Below are 16,158 nucleotides of genomic sequence, written 5' to 3' on the forward strand. Positions count from 1 at the left end.
AGCGCCGCGACGAACCACCCACCGGCGAACCACGCACGAACGACCCGACGACCGACCACCCCGACGAGATCTCAGGAGGAGACCGCATGAGCACGGCACCACGCATTCTCGGCGGGCGGTACGAGGTCGGTGAGCTCATCGGTCGCGGTGGCATGGCCGAGGTTCACGCCGGCCACGACACCCGTCTCGGACGCTCCGTCGCCATCAAGATCCTGCGCTCCGACCTCGCGCGCGACCCCTCCTTCCTCCAGCGCTTCCGCCGCGAGGCGCAGTCGTCGGCCGGGCTCAACCACGCCAACATCGTGGCCGTGTACGACTCGGGTGAAGACACCTTCGTCGAGGCCGGCGGCGGCACCGTCGACATCCCCTACATCGTCATGGAGTACGTCGACGGCCAGACGCTGCGCGAGATCCTCAACGACGAGAAGAAGCTCAGCTCGGACGAGGCCTGCCGTGTGACGATGGGCATCCTGTCGGCCCTCGAGTACAGCCACTCCAAGGGCATCGTCCACCGCGACATCAAGCCCGGAAACGTCATGGTGACGCGCGGCGGCAACGTCAAGGTCATGGACTTCGGTATCGCGCGAGCCCTCGCCGACGTCGGCGCGACGATGACGTCGGCCCAGGCCGTCGTCGGTACCGCCCGCTACCTCTCCCCCGAGCAGGCCCAAGGCGAGAGCGTCGACCCGCGCACCGACCTGTACTCCGCCGGTTGTGTGCTCTTCGAGCTGCTCACCGGGCGTGCGCCCTTCGTCGGCGAGCCGGTCAGCCTCGTCTACCAGCACATCGGTGAGCAGCCGCAGCCGCCGTCGCTGTACGAGCACTCGGTGTCACCCGAGCTCGACGCCGTCGTCCTGCACTCGCTCGAGAAGAAGCGGGACGCTCGCTACCAGAGCGCCGGCGAGTTCCGTTCGGACGTGCTCGCGGCTCGCTCCGGCCAGGAGATCTCCGCGGCCGCCCTCGCGAGTACCCAGGCCGCAGGCGACAGCACGGAGGTCGTCAACTACACGCGCCGAGGCGCAGCTCTCGCGGCCGCCGACCACACGGCGGAACTCGACGAGCGTCACGAGCCGAAGCGTTCGCGCGGCGGTCTGTGGGCTCTCGCCGTCATCGCGGCCCTCGCCGCCATCCTCGGCATCGGTTATCTCTTCATGAATCCGAGCGGCGCCACCGACCAGGTCACGGTGACGAAGGTCGAAGGCATGACCTACGACCAGGCCTTCTCGACTCTGTCGCAGGACTTCACGGTCGAGCGCAAGGAGACGGCCTCCGACCAGAGCGAAGGCACCGTCGTCGGGCAGGACCCGCCGGGCGGCACCAAGGCCGACCGCAACTCCACCGTCACACTCACCGTCTCGACGGGGCCGGACTCCGTGAAGGTGCCCGACGTCGTGGGCGACTCGGTCGAGACAGCGCGCCAGACCCTCATCTCCGCAGGTATCGACGCCGACCGCATCAAGGTCTCCTCGGAGAAGAAGGACGACAGCGGCGTCGACTCGGGCAAGGTTGCCGAGACCAACCCCAAGGCCGGTTCGACGCTCGGTGCGAGCAACGAGATCACGCTCTACCCGAGCAGCGGCAAGGTCACCGTGCCCGACCTCGTCGGCAAGACCCAGGACGAGGCGACGCAGGCGCTCTACAAGGCGCACCTGTCGATCAGCGTGACCTACGAGCGCACGGGCGACGAGACCAAGCAGGGCAAGGTCATCTCCGTGCCCGATCAGGGCAAGAAGGTGGACAACGGCACGGCCGTGGTCGTCGTGGTCGGCCAGAAGCCCGAGGCCACCGTCACGGCGACGCCCTCACCGACGTCGACACCGTCCTCCTCGTCGTCGAGCTCCAGCTCCTCGAGCAGTTCCACCTCCTCGAGCACCAAGCCGAGTTCGCCGAGTTCGCCGAGTGACACGACCGAGCTCACGCCGTCGAACACGGCGAGCCCGCCGAACGAGGACGACTAGTCACGAAGACCTCGAAGGGCCACCCCGATTCGGCCGGGGTGGTCCTTCGACGTCGGTGTCGCGTTGCCGGGCGACGGCGGGTCAGCTCGCGCGCACGAGCGGCGCCATGTCGTGACTCGCCTCGACGGCCGTCGTGGAGCCGCACATCCGCAGCCAGTTGGCGAGCATGCGGTGACCACTGACCGTCATGACGCTCTCGGGGTGGAACTGCACGCCGTGCAACGGCAGGTCCCGGTGATGGGCCGCCATGATGATTCCGGTGTCAGTGCGACCGTTGACGACGAGTTCGTCGGTGACGGTGGCCGGGTCGATCGTCAGCGAGTGGTAGCGCGTGGCGGTGAACGGGTCGGAGAGACCCTCGAGCACGCCCGTGCCGTCGTGGAAGACCTCGGACGTCTTGCCGTGCAGCAACTCCGGCGCACGCCCCACCGTCGCGCCCGTGACGACGCCTAGGGCCTGGTGGCCGAGGCACACCCCGAGCATCGGCTGGTTGCGCTCGCCGCACGCCTCGATCATCTTCATGCTGACGCCGGCGTCCTCCGGGGTGCCGGGACCGGGCGAGACGAGCACGCCGTCGAAATCGGCGCCGTCGGCCGCGCTGATCGCGTCGTTGCGCACGACGGTCGTCTCGGCGCCCAACTGCTGGAGGTAGCCGACGATCGTGAAGACGAAGCTGTCGTAGTTGTCGACGACGAGAATGCGCGGCGAGTCGGTCATGCCCACCAGTCTAGGTGCGCCCATCTCGCACGGCCCAGCGCCGCCGTCAGCGCTGGGCCCGGGCGTACTTCAGGGAAAGCGAGCCGGTGAACGCGGGGAAGGACGCGTTCTGCTCAGTCTTGACGTCGTAGCCCAGCCCGACGAGGTCGACGTACTGCTTGTAGATCTTCACCGCTTCGTCGTCGTCGAGGGCTGCCTTGAGCTTCACAGGGTCGCCGATGGCCTTGATCGTGAACGGTGGGCTGTAGACACGACCCTGAAGGATGAGGGTGTTGCCGACGCAGCGCACCGCGCTGGTCGAGACGACGCGCTGATCCATGAGCATCATGCCGCGAGCGCCGGCGCGCCACAGGGCGTTGACGACGGCCTGCACGTCCTGCTGGTGGACGACGAGCCAGTCGGGTGTGCCGTCTTCGGGCAGCTGGTCGACGCTCTTCTTGCTGTCGTCGAGGGTGACGGTGATCGCCTGCCCCGTCAGCGGCGCGAGACCGGCCGGGTCCTCCTCCTTCGACGCCTGAGCGTTGATCTTGGACGCCTGGGCGGCCGGTCCGTCCTTCTTCGCGGCGGCGCTCTGCGCCTGTTCGACCTGACGGCGCAGGCTGGCGACGGACTGCTGCTTCTGCTTGACGCGTCGGTCGGCTCCGGCGACGACGTCGCTGAGCTGTGTGTTGCCCGAGCGCAGATCGGTGCCGTGGGCCGCACGCGAACTGACGGCGAACATGAGGCCGGCCACGAGCGTCACGATCGGGACGGCGACCTGCCAGGGCTTCACGCGGCGGCGCGAGGGCATCCGGACACCCTCGTTCTGCTCGACGCCGGGCGTTTCGTTCGGTGCGTCATGCGGCGCGTCGGTCGCGGGAGTGCTGGGCGAATCGGCCACGCGGACGCCTCCTTCATGCTGCGTACCGGCGAGTGAGTCAACTAGGCTCTCACCCTAGTTGACTCACCTCCAGAACGCCTGACACGGAAGGGGTACCCCGTGGCCCGTAAGAACTCCGACGCCGCTGCGCGCGCCGCCTCCGGAGGCGGCCTCAACCCCAGGTGGTGGGTGCCGACCGCTCTCGGCCTCATGCTCCTCGGCCTCGTGTGGGTCATGACGTACTACATCAGTTCTGGCGCGTATCCGATCCCCAACGTCGATGCGATCAACATCGTCATCGGCTTCGCCTTCATCATGGTGGGATTCATCATGATGACGCGCTGGAAGTAGCGCTCCTTCGACTTCGTCGGATGCCCTCGGCCCTATTGGGTCGAGGGCATCCGACGTTGTGGGATGTTTTCCCCAGAGTTATCCACAGCCTGTGTGTAATTACACGGCTGTCGTTTTCCACAACTGTGGACAAACTTGGGGACAACGCGTGGACGGCCCGGGGACAAGCATCCAGATCAGTGGAAAACCGGTGGCCCACCGGTGGAAAAGGGCAGGTCAGCTGGGGACAACTCATGTGACTCACCGGGCTCGGCCCCACGACACGCCGCTCATTCCGCGGGTTTCTCCACACCCATGCCTGTGGAAACTGTGGAAAACCCTGGTTTCGGACGACGTTGACGGGGTCTTCCACAGCTGGGGACGACGCTTGCTCGGTTTGTCTTGCCCCATCTAGAGCTGAGGCGAGAGATGTGGATAGGTTGTCATCGACGTTGCGGCGAACTGCGAGCGTTCACCACGCCATGGAACCGTCCTGATGACGAACTGCCCTCTGGACGGCGGCGGCATCGCGGCTCACACTCAGGTCAGAGGTATGTGAAGCGGACGTCGGTGGCCACGCTGGGCCTGGCTGCCGTGGTGACGGGCTGGACCTACGCGACGCCCGGCGAGTCGCCCGGGCCGTTCAAGCTCTACACGCACTGCGGTGTGCGCGAACTCAACAGCAACGGCACCTGGTACGTCCGCGAGGGCGGCCCCCTCGCGAGCGAGGCCGGGACGCCGAAGGGGTGGGAGGACCCCTATCAGCGCGGCTGGGTCGTCATCGACGGCAACCGTGCCACGTTCCGGGACAGCTCGGGCCGCAAGGAGACCTTCGTCGAGCGTCCAGGAGCCACGAAACCCCTCGCCGTCTGTTCTTGTCCGAGTTCGGCACGATGCATCACTCTGCCCACATCTTGCACCTGACTTAGACAGCACAAGAGGGCTTCATCGAACACTCGACGAAGCCCTCTTGGCGTGACGTCCTGGTGTCAGCGCACGATCTGGATCCAGCTGAGGTCGGCCATCGCGAAACTGACGTAGGCAGCTGCGAACAGTAGCGCGGCAAGACCACCGAGCAGACCGAGCTGGATCGCCGTCGAGCGGCGGCGAACGGCGTACAACAGGCCGGCCGCGATGCCTCCGACGATCGCGCCACCGAGGTGTGCCTGCCACGCCACGTTGCTCATCGTGAAGCCCAGCACGACGTTGATGGCGATGAGGGTGAGCATCGGGCCGATCTCGCGCCCCAGGTGCCGGTTGAGCACGATGACGGCGACGAACAGGCCAAACACACCACCGGACGCACCGACGAGCGGAGTCGCCCATCCCGACGCGTAGAGGTCGCCACCCCGAACGGGCGCCGAAGTCAGCAGTTGATAGCCGACCGACCCACCGAGCACCGCCACGAGGTAGAGGGCCGCGAAGCGGAGACGGCCCAACATCGGCTCGAGGTACTGCCCCATGAAGTACAGCGCCATCATGTTGAACAGCAGATGGATGACGTTGCTGCGGTCGTGCGCGAAGCCGCTCGTGATGTAGCGCCACGGCTCGTCCTGGGCTGCCAGGGCGATGAAAGCGACGTTGCCGAAGAAGCTCCAGCTCATCAGCTCGCCCACCCAGACGGCCACGCAGATGCCGATGATGCCGAAGGTCACGAGCGGGCGTCCGGGCGCGGCGGGCATGCCTAGCTCCGACCGCTGCGTCGGCATCGGGTTCGCCTTGCGCTCGGCAGCGACGCAGTCGACGCACTGGAACCCGACCGAGGCCGGCACCTGGCACTGCGTGCACGCCGGACGTCCGCAGCGCTGGCAGCGCGTGTAGGCCGCGACCTCCGGGTGCCTCGGACACACCGGGATCCCTTGCTCGTCGTACGAACCGTTGTCCAGCGGAACGCTCATCGTTCTCGTCTCTGCCCTTCTCATGCGTGTGGCCCCGTCGTCATGACAACGACGGGGCCACACGATTGTCTCCCGCACCCTCACACCGTTCGGAGCGAGGGCACGGATGCGATCACTCGGAGATGGTGACGCTCTCGATGACGACCGGCTCGACCGGCTTGTCCTGGCCGCCCGTGCGGACGGCGGCGATCTCGTCGACGACCTTCTTGGACTCGTCGTCGGCCACCTCGCCGAAGATCGTGTGCTTGCCCTGCAGCCAGCTCGTGTCGGCAACCGTGATGAAGAACTGCGAGCCGTTCGTGCCCTTGCCCATGCGCTTACCGGCGTTGGCCATGGCGAGCATGTAGGGCGAGTTGAAGTTCAGCTCGGGCGAGATCTCGTCGTCGAACGTGTAGCCGGGACCACCGATGCCGATGCCCTGCGGGCAGCCGCCCTGGATCATGAAGCCCGGGATGATGCGGTGGAACGTGAGGCCGTCGTAGAACGGCTGCGGGTTGGTGCGGCCGGCGTCGTCCTTGTACTCCTTCGTGCCCTTGGCGAGGCCGACGAAGTTCTCGACGGTCTTCGGAGCCTGGGTCGGGAAGAGGTTGATGTTGATGTCACCGTGGTTGGTGTGCAGTGTCGCGATCATGACACCCAGTGTTCCACGTGAAACGCACACGGGCACGGCGGCCTCGCGGGTGTTCACACTCGGCGGAAGCCCGGGCGTCACGAGGCAGGCGTCTCCGTCCCTTGAGGTGGGCCCGGCCGACATCCCCACCGTCCGACCTGCCGAACCGGTTGGTAAGCGGGCAGCGAACAAGGCAGGATGAGAGGCAGAAGAGTATCCACCCGCAGGAGAGGAACAGCCGTGCTGTGGAAATCCGAACCCACCAAGACCGAGAAGGCCAAGGAGGCTGCGCTCACCGCGGTCGACCTGGCTTCGACGAAGGCCGCTGAGGCCAAGGCGAAGACCGAGAAGGACATCGTCCCCACCCTCGCAGAGAAGGCCGAGGAGGCCCGCGACTTCATCATGGAGAAGGCAGAGGAAGCCCGCGAAGCCGCTGCGCCGCACCTCGAGAAGGTTGCCGACGCCACTGCCGACCAGCGTGAGGCTGCCGCCGACAAGGTGAGCGTGGCCAAGGCCGTCGCCGCCGCGAAGATCGCCGACGTCGCCGAGTCCGCTGCCGACGCGCGTGACGAGGCCGAGAAGAAGGGCCGCAAGACTGCGAAGAAGGCCGACAAGAAGTCGTCCAAGTTCGCGAAGCAGGCCGACAAGCGCGCCGAGAAGACAAAGAAGAAGGCCGACAAGAAGGCTGCCGCTCTGGCGGGCTTCCTCGGTGCCAAGGCATCGCGCGCGGAAAAGAAGGCGACGAAGAAGTTCGGCGTCGACACGCGCCAGGACGTCGCCTACAAGGCTGCTGCCCTGAAGGGCCAGGCCCAGCAGGTCGCCGAGGACAAGGGCCTCACGGCCGACAACGCTCGCGACTTCTACAAGGACGAGCTGCTCCCGCACCTCAAGGAGATCCTCGCGACGGCCGCTGCCGCCGGCACCGCCGCCTCGCACAACGTCGTGGGTCAGCTTCCCGACGGTGCGCAGGAGCAGGTCGCGCGCTACGCCCCGGCTCTCGCACCCAAGAAGAAGAAGGGTGGCTTCCTCATCGTTGTCGGTGCGGCCGCCCTCGCCGGTGCCGGTTACCTCGTGTACGCCGACCAGCAGAAGAAGAAGGCCAAGAACGCCCAGCTCTCCGAGGCTGCCATCGCAGACAGCAAGGCTGACCGTTCGGATGAGATGACGATCAACAACCCCGTCACCGACTTCAACAAGGCCGACGACACCACGATGGTGCGCCCCGCGGGCGACGGCACGGCCGAGCCGGCAGGTGGCCCGGGCACCGCTGCCACGTGGACCGAGGCCGAGGAGTCGGGCCACATGTCCACCGAGGCACTCGAAGGTGAGACGCGGAGCTCGCGTCGCGCCGCCCGCGGCGACATCTGACATCAGTCGCTCCGCTCGAGGGGTCGCTTCCTGCTGGAGGCGGCCCCTCGTCATGTGCCTGCTCCTGACGCGTCGTGTGAGCGCCTTCCCCGACGCCTGGGCCCGGCTTCGGCGCTATGTCGCACCAAAGGGTCGATCACTGCCTCTTGATCTTGATAGGCAAATGAGTAGATTCCGGTAGCCAAGGGAATCGGCGCGTCCCATCGGAGTAGCCCTGTTCGACGTCGTCGTCAGCGGAACGTCGCCTCGCGCCCACAGCGTGGGCAGGCACGCGCGGATTCGGTGACGCCGGCCGTACAGTCCGTCCATGGCGCACTTCCTCAGCTTCGTCGTGTTCGCAACGGCCATTGCGGTGGCACCGGGCCCGGACACGTTCCTCACGCTGCGCAACACCGTCATCGGAGGCCGCGCGCGAGGGCTGTGGACGACGCTCGGCATCGGGGTCGCCGGTGCCACCCAGGGCGTCCTCGCCGCGGCGGGGCTGGGCGCGATCATCGCCCGTTCGGAACCGGTGTTCCAGACGATCCGCTGGCTCGGTGTCGCCTACCTCATTTATCTCGCCATCATGGCGCTGCGCGCAGCCGTCAAAGCCCACGGTGACGGCTGGGCCATGACGCCGGAAGCAACACCGCGCAGCCCGCGCCGCTCGTTCCGTCAGGGGTTCCTGTGCAACATCACGAACCCGAAGGTGCTCGCGTTCAACCTCGCGGTGCTGCCGCAGTTCGCCGGCCCCGGCACCGGGATGCTCACGCTCCTCGCCTACGCCCTCACCCTGACGATCGTCGGCACGATCGTGCTGCTCGCCGTCGTGGGGCTGGCGACGCGTGCCCGCGATGCACTGGCACGTCCGCTCGTCAACCGCGGTGTCGAGGGCGGTACGGGCGTCGTCATGCTTGGTTTCGCGGGGGCTCTGGCCGCGGAGGGCTGACCTCGCGCCCGTTCGGCCGCCAGATTCGTGGTCGGTGGGCGTCCCAGGCAGGGTGCGGATAGGTTGAAGGCATGGCAACCAAGCGCATCACCTACGTGCTCATCGACGGCGAGAACATCGACGCGACGCTGGGCACGTCCATCCTCGGACGACGACCGCACCCGGACGAGCGGCCGCGCTGGGATCGTCTGCTGCGCTTCGCGGAGCAGGAGTGGCGTCAGGACGCCAAGGGCCTGTTCTTCCTCGCCGCGAACGGCCCCGAGTTGCCGATGTCGTTCATCCAGGCGCTGACGGCCCTGGGTTACCAGCCGATTCCGCTCTCCGGTGCGTCCGACGAGAAGGTCGTCGACATGGCCATCCAGAAGACGCTGGACGCGCTGCGCACCTACCAGGCCGACGTCATGCTCGTCAGCCACGACGGAGACTTCCTGCCGCAGGTGGAGCCGCTGCTCGGAGGCTCGCGCAAGGTGGGACTCATCGGCTTCAAGGAGTTCCGCAACTCGGGCTTCGCTCCCCTCGAGGCGCAGGGCATGGAGTTCTTCGACCTCGAGCACGACGTCAAGGCGTTCAACGCGACGCTGCCGCGGCTGCGCATCATCCCGATCGACGAGTTCGACCCGATCGCCTACCTCTGAGTGCTGGCCCGCCTCCGCGCAGGGAAAGCAGACTTCGCCAGAGAAGGGCCTCGTGGGAGCGTCACCGCGCCCACGAGGCCCTTCTTCGTTACGGTCGCCGCGCCAATTGCTCCCGTGATGCGACGAAGGCCCTCACCTGTGCGGTGAGGGCCTTCGTCGTTCGGTGGAGGTAAGGGGACTCGAACCCCTAACCCCCTGCTTGCAAAGCAGGTGCGCTACCAATTGCGCCATACCCCCGAGGGGTGACGGTCAGTTCTTGCCCGGTGCGGTGTTCTCCGGCTGATCCGTCGCTTTCGCCCACAGCTCCTTGCCCAGTTGTTGCTTCTGGTACTCACTGTTCGCGTAGATGGCTGCCGCCGCGGCGGCGGCTGCGAGAAGAACCTTGTACATCGGGAACTCCGAAGCGAACTCGAGGGGCAGTGGTGGTGGGCCTAACTGGACTTGAACCAGTGACCTCTGTCTTATCAGGACAGCGCTCTAACCGACTGAGCTATAGGCCCCTGCACCGCTTCCGCGCCTGCTCGTTCACCGAGCGGCACGAGCGTTGAGATTACCCTACGCCGCGCGCGCCCCGCAAATCCGAGGGGCACCGGCGACGCAGGGGCCGTCGCGCAGACGAGCCCCACCCGGATCTGGGGAACTTCTGCCGATCTGACGGCGATATATCGCGGCCAGATCCACACATCTGCACCGGCCCGAACCGAGGATGCCCACAGACGCCCGAAGGCCCCCACCACGAGTGTGGTGAGGGCTTTCGAAACAGCTCCCGCGGGCCTGAAAACCCAGCAGCAGACCAACCGGACCAGCGCAGACCTTACGAGACCACGCTGGAAGCCGACCGCCCCCGAAGGCCTGTCGCACCGAGGCTGGGCAGCGAGCTTGCGAGCTGCCCAGCCCGGAAGACGGGCCGAGGGAGCTCACTCGTCGCTGAGGGTCAACTGCACGCCGCCGACGAGGGAGGCGCAGATGTTGTAGAGGAACGCGGTGAGGGTGGCGATGGCCGTCATGAGGATGATGTTGAGCACGCCGATGACGATGCTGAACGAGATGGCGCGTCCGAATCCGACGTAGTCGAGGATGTCGAACTGCGATCCCTGACGGTCGAGGGTGCGCAGCATGTCGTTGGCGGCGCTGAAGGTGCCCATGCCGGCGAGGACGGTCCACAGCGTCGCGACGAGCACGACGGACGCGATGGCGACGGCCACGGACAGCAGGAAGGCGATCTTCAGAACCGACCAGGTGTCGACGCGCGACAGGGTGAGGCGCACGCGACGAGGCGTGGTGCGCCGCGGTGCCGGACGCCCCGCGCCGCCCTTCGGCGCTCCCGCGGCCGAGCGGCCGGCTGGTGACGCGACGCGCTGCTGCGGCGGGCGTCCCTGGCGTGGTGCCGCTGCGGTCGCCTCAGCGCCCGGCAGTTTGGTGCGCGGTTCTCGCGAGTTACTCACTCACTGTCTCCCGACTCGTCGTTCTCGGCGGTAACGGCGTCCTCCGAGGGGTTTGTCACCTCTGCGTCATCAGCCGTATTCGCATCCGAACCTACCTGCTCGTCGGCAATTTCCTCGGCTTCCTTCTCGGCGTTGCGCGCAACCGCGACGATGGAGTCGCCCTTGCCCGGGGTGGCGAACTGGACGCCCTGGGTGTTGCGCCCGGTCTCGCGCACCTCGCTGACGGCGCTGCGCACGATCTTGCCCTTCTCCATGACGACCATGACCTCGTCACGGTTCTCGACGACGAGCGCGCCGACGAGGTCGCCGCCTCGTTCGGAGATCGTGGCGACCTTGACGCCGAGCGTCGCGCGGCCCTTCGTCGGGTACTCCTCGACGGGGGTGCGCTTCGCGAGGCCGTTCTCGAAGACGACGAAGACGTAGAGCTTCTCGGCGGCGCCGCGCTCCACCTCGTTCGAACCCTCGGGCACGACGCTGAGCGACAGCAGTTCGTCGCCGTCGCGGAACTTCATGCCGGTGACACCGGACGTGGAGCGGCCCATCGGGCGCAGCGAGTCGTCCGTGGCGGCGAAGCGCACGGCCTGACCCTTGCGCGAGACGAGCAGGACGTCGTCGCTCGCCTCGGCGAGCTTGGCGCCGACGAGTTCGTCACCGTCACGCAGGTTGACGGCGATGAGGCCGCCGGAGCGCGGCGAGTCGTACTCGGACAGGCGCGTCTTCTTCACGAGGCCGTTGCGGGTGGCGAGCAGCAGGTACTCGTGGTCGGAGTACGTGCGCAAGCGCAGCACCTGGGCGATCTGCTCGCCCGGCTGGAACGCGAGCAGGTTCGCGACGTGCTGGCCCTTGCTCTCGCGCGAGCCCTCGGGCAGTTCGTAGCCCTTGGTGCGGTAGACGCGGCCGGCGTTCGTGAAGAACAGCAGCCAGTCGTGCGTCGACGTGGTGAAGAAGTGGCCGACCACGTCGTCGCCGCGCAGCGTCGCGCCGCGCACGCCCTTGCCGCCGCGACGCTGGCTGCGGTACTCGCTCACCTTCGTGCGCTTGACGTAGCCGCCGCGCGTGATGGTGACGACCACGTCCTCCTCGGGGATGAGGTCTTCCATGTTCATGTCGCCGTCGAACGGCACGATCTGGCTGCGACGGTCGTCGCCGTACTTGTCGACGATCTCGGCGAGCTCGTCGGAGACGAGCTGACGCTGACGCTCCGGCTTGGCCAGGATGTCCTTGTAGTCGTCGATCTGCGCCTGGATCTCGTCGTGCTGCTCGATGATCTTCCGACGCTCGAGGGCCGCGAGGCGGCGCAGCTGCATGTCGAGAATGGCGTTGGCCTGGATCTCGTCGACGTCGAGCAGGTCGATGAGGCCGGCGCGGGCCTCCTCGACCGTGGGGCTACGACGGATGAGGGCGATGACCTCGTCGAGCGCGTCGAGCGCCTTGAGGTAACCGCGCAGGATGTGGATGCGCTTCTCGGCCTCGTCGAGGCGGTACTGCGTGCGTCGCTGGATGACGTCGATCTGGTGCTCGACCCAGTATCGGATGAACGCGCTGACCGGCAGCGTGCGGGGCACACCGTCGACGAGTGCGAGCATGTTCGCGCCGAAGTTCTGCTGAAGCTGCGTGTGCTTGTAGAGGTTGTTGAGCACGACCTTCGCCACGGCGTCACGCTTGAGCACGATGACGAGGCGCTGGCCGGTACGACCCGACGTCTCGTCGCGGATGTCCGCGATGCCCGCCATCTTGCCGTCCTTGACGAGCATGGCGATCTTCTCGGCGAGGGCGTCGGGGTTGACCTGGTAGGGCAGCTCCGTGACGACGAGGCACTGACGGCCCTGAATCTCCTCGACATTGACGACGGCGCGCATCGTGATGCTACCGCGGCCCGTGCGGTAGGCGTCCTCGATGCCCTTCTTGCCCATGATGAGGGCGCCCGTCGGGAAGTCGGGGCCTGGGATGCGGCGCAGGCACTCCTCGAGCAGCGCCTCACGGCTCGCCTCGGGGTTGGCGAGCAGCCACTGGGCGGCGTCGGCGACCTCGCGCAGGTTGTGCGGCGGGATCTGGGTGGCCATACCGACGGCGATGCCGGCGCTGCCGTTGACGAGCAGGTTCGGGAAACGGCTCGGCAGCACGGTGGGCTGCATCGTCTTGCCGTCGTAGTTCGGCTCGAAGTCGACGGTGTTCTCGTGGATGTCGCGCACGAGTTCCAACGCGAGCGGCGCCATGCGGCACTCGGTGTATCGCGGGGCGGCGGCGCCGTCGTTACCCGGCGAACCGAAGTTGCCCTGGCCGTCGACGAGCGGGTAACGCATCGACCACGGCTGAACGAGGCGCACCATGGCGTCGTAGATGGCCGAGTCACCGTGCGGGTGGTACTGACCCATGACGTCACCGACGACGCGGCTGCACTTGTTGTAGCCACGGTCGGGGCGGTAGCCACCGTCGTACATCGCGTAGACGATGCGGCGGTGCACGGGCTTGAGGCCGTCACGCACGTCCGGAAGCGCACGGGAGACGATGACGCTCATCGCGTACTCGATGTAGCTGCGCTGCATCTCGGCGTTGAGGTCGATGGGGTCGACGCGGTGGGCGACCGGGGCCTCGACGGCGGCGCGAGCCTCCGGAGTGTTCGGCACCTTCGGCGTCTCGACGTCACCGGGCGTGCCGGCGGTGGCCGCTGCGGCGTCGCTCACGGGCGCGTCGGGGTCTCCGGCGGGCACCTCGGGGAGGTCGGCCGCGTCGTCACCCGGCAGGTTCGTGTCGTCAGACATAGTTTCTTTCCTTCTACGAAGGGAAATTCATTGAGTTCTTAGGTGGTGTTCCACGTGAAACGAAGGACGGGAACGTCCGACCGTTCCACGTGAAACACGATGTTCAGTTGGCAAGGATCGCAACCCAGCGCGCACCTCGCGTCAGATCCGACCCCGGACGGCGACGCCCCCTACGGGAGCCGACCGTCCACGACGTCGCGCCGCCGATCAAGCGCGGGAAGCAGGGGATGCGACGAAGGAGCAGACCCTGAAGCCCGCGCGCTGAGAAGGCGCGACAGAGGTTAGATATCCAGGAAGCGGACGTCCTTGGCATTGCGCTGGATGAAGCTGCGGCGCGACTCGACGTCCTCACCCATGAGCACGGCGAAGATCTCGTCGGCTGCCGCGGCGTCCTCGAGGGTGACCTGCAAGAGCGTGCGCGCCTCCGGGTCCATCGTGGTCTCCCACAGCTCCTGGTAGTTCATCTCCCCGAGACCCTTGTAGCGCTGGACGCCGTTGTCCTTCGGCAGACGACGGCCCTTCGACTGACCTTCGGCGATCATCGCGTCGCGCTCGCGGTCGGTGAACGCGAACTCGTGCTCGTGGTTGCTCCACTTGAGGCGGTAGAGCGGCGGCTGCGCGAGGTAGACGTAGCCGGCCTCGATGAGCGGGCGCATGAAGCGGAAGAGCAGCGTCAGCAGCAGCGTGCGGATGTGCATGCCGTCGACGTCGGCGTCGGCCATGAGCACGATCTTGTGGTAGCGCGCCTTGTCGATGTCGAAGTCCTCGCCGATGCCGGTACCGAAACCGGAGATGAGGGCCTGGACCTCCTGGTTGGCGAGCACCTTGTCGATGCGGGCCTTCTCGACGTTGAGGATCTTGCCTCGGATGGGCAGGATCGCCTGGTTGAACGGGTTACGACCCTGCACGGCGGAGCCGCCTGCGGAGTCACCCTCGACGATGAAGACCTCGGACAGGCTCGGGTCCTTGCTCTGGCAGTCCTTGAGCTTGCCCGGCAGACCGCCGCCCTCGAGCAGGCCCTTACGGCGTGCGGTCTCACGTGCCTTGCGGGCCGCCATGCGCGCCGAAGCGGCGGCAATCGCCTTGTTGACGATGGCCTTGCCCTCGCGCGGGTGCATCTGCAGCCAGTGGTCGAACTCGTCGCGCACTGCGGCCTGGACGAAGCCCTTGATCTCGGAGTTGCCGAGCTTCGTCTTCGTCTGGCCCTCGAACTGCGGCTCGGCCAACTTGACGGAGATGACGGCGGTGAGGCCCTCGCGGATGTCGTCACCCGTGAGGTTGTCGTCCTTTTCCTTGAGCAGCTTCTCGCGGCGGGCGAAGTCGTTGACGAGCTTCGTCATCGCGGCTCGGAAGCCCTCTTCGTGCGTGCCGCCCTCGTGCGTGTTGATCGTGTTGGCGTAGGTGTGGACCGACTCGTTGTACGCCGTCGTCCACTGCATCGCCACCTCGACGGAGAGGTAACGCTCGGTGTCCTCGGCCTCGAACGCGATGATGTCCTCGTTGACGACCTCGGCGCGCTTGCTCGAGTTGAGGTGCTTGACGTAGTCGAGCAGACCGTCGTCGTAGCGGTACGTGACCGACTTGCCCTTCTTCGCCTTCTCGGCTGCGGCGTCGGCCGTCGCCGCGTCGCCGCCCTCGGCTGCTGCGTCAGCGGCGGCCTCGTCGGCCGCGCCCTCGTCGAGCACCTCCGCACGCTCGTCGGTGAGCGCGATGGTGAGGCCCTTGTTGAGGAACGCCATCTGCTGGAAGCGAGCGCGCACCGTCTCGAAGTCGTACGTCGTCGTCTCGAAGATCTCGGGGCTGGCCCAGAACGTGATCGTCGTACCGGTCTCGTCGGTGGCCTCCTCCTCGCGCAGGGGGCCGAGCGGCACGCCGCCCTCGAACTCCATGCGGTAGACGTGGCCCTTCTGGCGCACCTCGACCTCGAGGCGCGTGGAGAGCGCGTTGACGACGGAACTACCGACGCCGTGCAGACCACCGGAGACCTTGTAGCCGCCGCCGCCGAACTTTCCGCCGGCGTGCAACTGCGTGAGGACGAGCTCGACGGTCGACATGTCGTACTGCTCGTTGCGGCCGGTCGGGATGCCTCGACCGTTGTCGCTGACGCGTACACCGTTGTCCGGCAGGATCGTCACGTCGACGCGGTCGGCGTGGCCGGCGAGGGCCTCGTCGACAGAGTTGTCGACGATCTCCCACACGAGGTGGTGCAGGCCGCGTTCACCGGTCGAGCCGATGTACATACCGGGGCGCTTGCGAACCGCCTCGAGGCCCTCGAGGACCTGAATGGCGCTGGCGTCGTACTCGGTGTCGATCTGCGAGCGCACGTGTGCCTCGGGCGGGAGCACCTGCTGTGCTTCGCCGCCGGGGATCGGCTCGTTCGTCGCGTCGTCGTGCGTGGGCTGGTCGGCCACTGTGCTCCTTCACCGTGCGGTGCCTGCCACGGTGGTGCGGACGCGACACGGGGTCGAACGTCACAGATCGGCGTACGAAGGCCGAGAGAGGGTGGCAGGTCCTGATCGTGTCCATTCTACCGGGTCAGTGGACGCAGAACTGCCCCGAAACATGCCCACACGGGCATTTTCCGCGATTTTCTCTCGCCCGGCGTGCCGGGGATCGTCCCTGGGGCCACCGAAGGCGCTCGGGGCCGT

14 protein-coding genes and 2 tRNA genes are annotated in these 16,158 nt (G+C 67.0%); 6 read left to right on the top strand and 10 right to left on the bottom strand.

The window, feature by feature from the left end:
- The first annotated feature begins 86 nt into the window (after positions 1-86).
- A complete protein-coding gene (gene pknB / locus IM689_RS10255; protein WP_193643910.1) occupies positions 87-1,958 on the top strand; it encodes a Stk1 family PASTA domain-containing Ser/Thr kinase in 1,872 nt (623 codons plus the stop codon).
- An 81-nt stretch (positions 1,959-2,039) separates the two neighbouring features.
- Here pknB and IM689_RS10260 read toward each other — a convergent pair whose 3' ends face one another.
- Together IM689_RS10260 and IM689_RS10265 are read right to left on the bottom strand one after the other, a co-directional pair.
- Positions 2,040-2,675, bottom strand: coding sequence for an aminodeoxychorismate/anthranilate synthase component II (locus IM689_RS10260; RefSeq protein ID WP_187036609.1), 636 nt, complete (start codon positions 2,673-2,675; stop codon positions 2,040-2,042).
- A 46-nt stretch (positions 2,676-2,721) separates the two neighbouring features.
- Positions 2,722-3,555 carry a DUF881 domain-containing protein gene (locus IM689_RS10265; RefSeq protein WP_319803855.1) on the bottom strand — a complete coding sequence of 278 codons (834 nt, stop codon included), beginning with the start codon at positions 3,553-3,555 and terminating at the stop codon, positions 2,722-2,724.
- 99 nt (positions 3,556-3,654) lie between these two features.
- Here IM689_RS10265 and IM689_RS10270 point away from each other — a divergent pair, with 99 nt between their 5' ends.
- Together IM689_RS10270 and IM689_RS10275 are read left to right on the top strand one after the other, a co-directional pair.
- A complete protein-coding gene (locus IM689_RS10270) occupies positions 3,655-3,885 on the top strand; it encodes a cell division protein CrgA (RefSeq protein ID WP_193643911.1) in 231 nt (76 codons plus the stop codon).
- A gap of 534 nt (positions 3,886-4,419) precedes the next feature.
- Positions 4,420-4,788: a hypothetical protein gene (locus IM689_RS10275; protein ID WP_193643912.1), complete on the top strand. Its 369-nt coding sequence runs from the start codon at positions 4,420-4,422 to the stop codon at positions 4,786-4,788.
- Between the two features lie 65 nt (positions 4,789-4,853).
- On the opposite strand, the gene IM689_RS10280 is transcribed toward IM689_RS10275, so the two are convergent.
- On the bottom strand, positions 4,854-5,762 hold the full coding sequence (locus IM689_RS10280) for a rhomboid family intramembrane serine protease (RefSeq protein ID WP_047310847.1): 909 nt from the start codon (positions 5,760-5,762) through the stop codon (positions 4,854-4,856).
- Between the two features lie 112 nt (positions 5,763-5,874).
- Positions 5,875-6,393, bottom strand: a complete 519-nt coding sequence (locus IM689_RS10285; protein WP_118913920.1) for a peptidylprolyl isomerase — start codon at positions 6,391-6,393, stop codon at positions 5,875-5,877.
- A 219-nt stretch (positions 6,394-6,612) separates the two neighbouring features.
- Here IM689_RS10285 and IM689_RS10290 point away from each other — a divergent pair, with 219 nt between their 5' ends.
- From IM689_RS10290 to IM689_RS10300, 3 genes are all read left to right on the top strand, one after another.
- Positions 6,613-7,740 carry a hypothetical protein gene (locus IM689_RS10290; RefSeq protein ID WP_193643913.1) on the top strand — a complete coding sequence of 376 codons (1,128 nt, stop codon included), beginning with the start codon at positions 6,613-6,615 and terminating at the stop codon, positions 7,738-7,740.
- 307 nt (positions 7,741-8,047) lie between these two features.
- On the top strand, positions 8,048-8,668 hold the full coding sequence (locus IM689_RS10295) for a LysE family translocator (protein ID WP_193643914.1): 621 nt from the start codon (positions 8,048-8,050) through the stop codon (positions 8,666-8,668).
- Between the two features lie 71 nt (positions 8,669-8,739).
- Positions 8,740-9,303 (top strand): NYN domain-containing protein, encoded by a 564-nt coding sequence (locus IM689_RS10300; protein WP_047310850.1) that lies wholly within the window; start codon positions 8,740-8,742, stop codon positions 9,301-9,303.
- A 164-nt stretch (positions 9,304-9,467) separates the two neighbouring features.
- On the opposite strand, the gene IM689_RS10305 is transcribed toward IM689_RS10300, so the two are convergent.
- The 6 genes from IM689_RS10305 to gyrB form a co-directional block, all read right to left on the bottom strand.
- Positions 9,468-9,540, bottom strand: a tRNA-Ala gene (locus IM689_RS10305).
- A gap of 12 nt (positions 9,541-9,552) precedes the next feature.
- The gene (locus tag IM689_RS10310) at positions 9,553-9,693 is read right to left on the bottom strand and encodes a hypothetical protein (protein WP_187036619.1); all 141 of its coding nucleotides are present in this window, start codon (positions 9,691-9,693) and stop codon (positions 9,553-9,555) included.
- A gap of 33 nt (positions 9,694-9,726) precedes the next feature.
- Positions 9,727-9,803: transfer RNA gene (locus IM689_RS10315), tRNA-Ile, on the bottom strand.
- A 417-nt stretch (positions 9,804-10,220) separates the two neighbouring features.
- Positions 10,221-10,748: a DUF3566 domain-containing protein gene (locus IM689_RS10320; protein ID WP_118913923.1), complete on the bottom strand. Its 528-nt coding sequence runs from the start codon at positions 10,746-10,748 to the stop codon at positions 10,221-10,223.
- Positions 10,745-13,510 carry a DNA gyrase subunit A gene (gene gyrA / locus IM689_RS10325; protein WP_193643915.1) on the bottom strand — a complete coding sequence of 922 codons (2,766 nt, stop codon included), beginning with the start codon at positions 13,508-13,510 and terminating at the stop codon, positions 10,745-10,747. The genes IM689_RS10320 and gyrA overlap by 4 nt, the downstream gene beginning before the upstream one ends.
- A 281-nt stretch (positions 13,511-13,791) precedes the next feature.
- Positions 13,792-15,921 (bottom strand): DNA topoisomerase (ATP-hydrolyzing) subunit B, encoded by a 2,130-nt coding sequence (gene gyrB, locus IM689_RS10330; protein WP_406565494.1) that lies wholly within the window; start codon positions 15,919-15,921, stop codon positions 13,792-13,794.
- Positions 15,922-16,158 lie beyond the last annotated feature (237 nt).

This window comes from Dermacoccus barathri (assembly GCF_015070805.1).
Classification (GTDB): Bacteria; Actinomycetota; Actinomycetes; order Actinomycetales; family Dermatophilaceae; genus Dermacoccus; species Dermacoccus abyssi.

Excerpts from the sequence above, each read along its gene's own strand:
- IM689_RS10310 (WP_187036619.1), bottom strand. The coding sequence starts at position 9,693 with ATGTACAAGGTTCTTCTCGCAGCCGCCGCCGCGGCGGCAGCCATCTAC.
- IM689_RS10300 (WP_047310850.1), top strand. The coding sequence starts at position 8,740 with ATGGCAACCAAGCGCATCACCTACGTGCTCATCGACGGCGAGAACATC.
- IM689_RS10280 (WP_047310847.1), bottom strand. The coding sequence starts at position 5,762 with ATGAGCGTTCCGCTGGACAACGGTTCGTACGACGAGCAAGGGATCCCG.
- gyrA (WP_193643915.1), bottom strand. The coding sequence starts at position 13,510 with ATGTCTGACGACACGAACCTGCCGGGTGACGACGCGGCCGACCTCCCC.
- IM689_RS10285 (WP_118913920.1), bottom strand. The coding sequence starts at position 6,393 with ATGATCGCGACACTGCACACCAACCACGGTGACATCAACATCAACCTC.
- IM689_RS10295 (WP_193643914.1), top strand. The coding sequence starts at position 8,048 with ATGGCGCACTTCCTCAGCTTCGTCGTGTTCGCAACGGCCATTGCGGTG.
- pknB (WP_193643910.1), top strand. The coding sequence starts at position 87 with ATGAGCACGGCACCACGCATTCTCGGCGGGCGGTACGAGGTCGGTGAG.
- IM689_RS10260 (WP_187036609.1), bottom strand. The coding sequence starts at position 2,675 with ATGACCGACTCGCCGCGCATTCTCGTCGTCGACAACTACGACAGCTTC.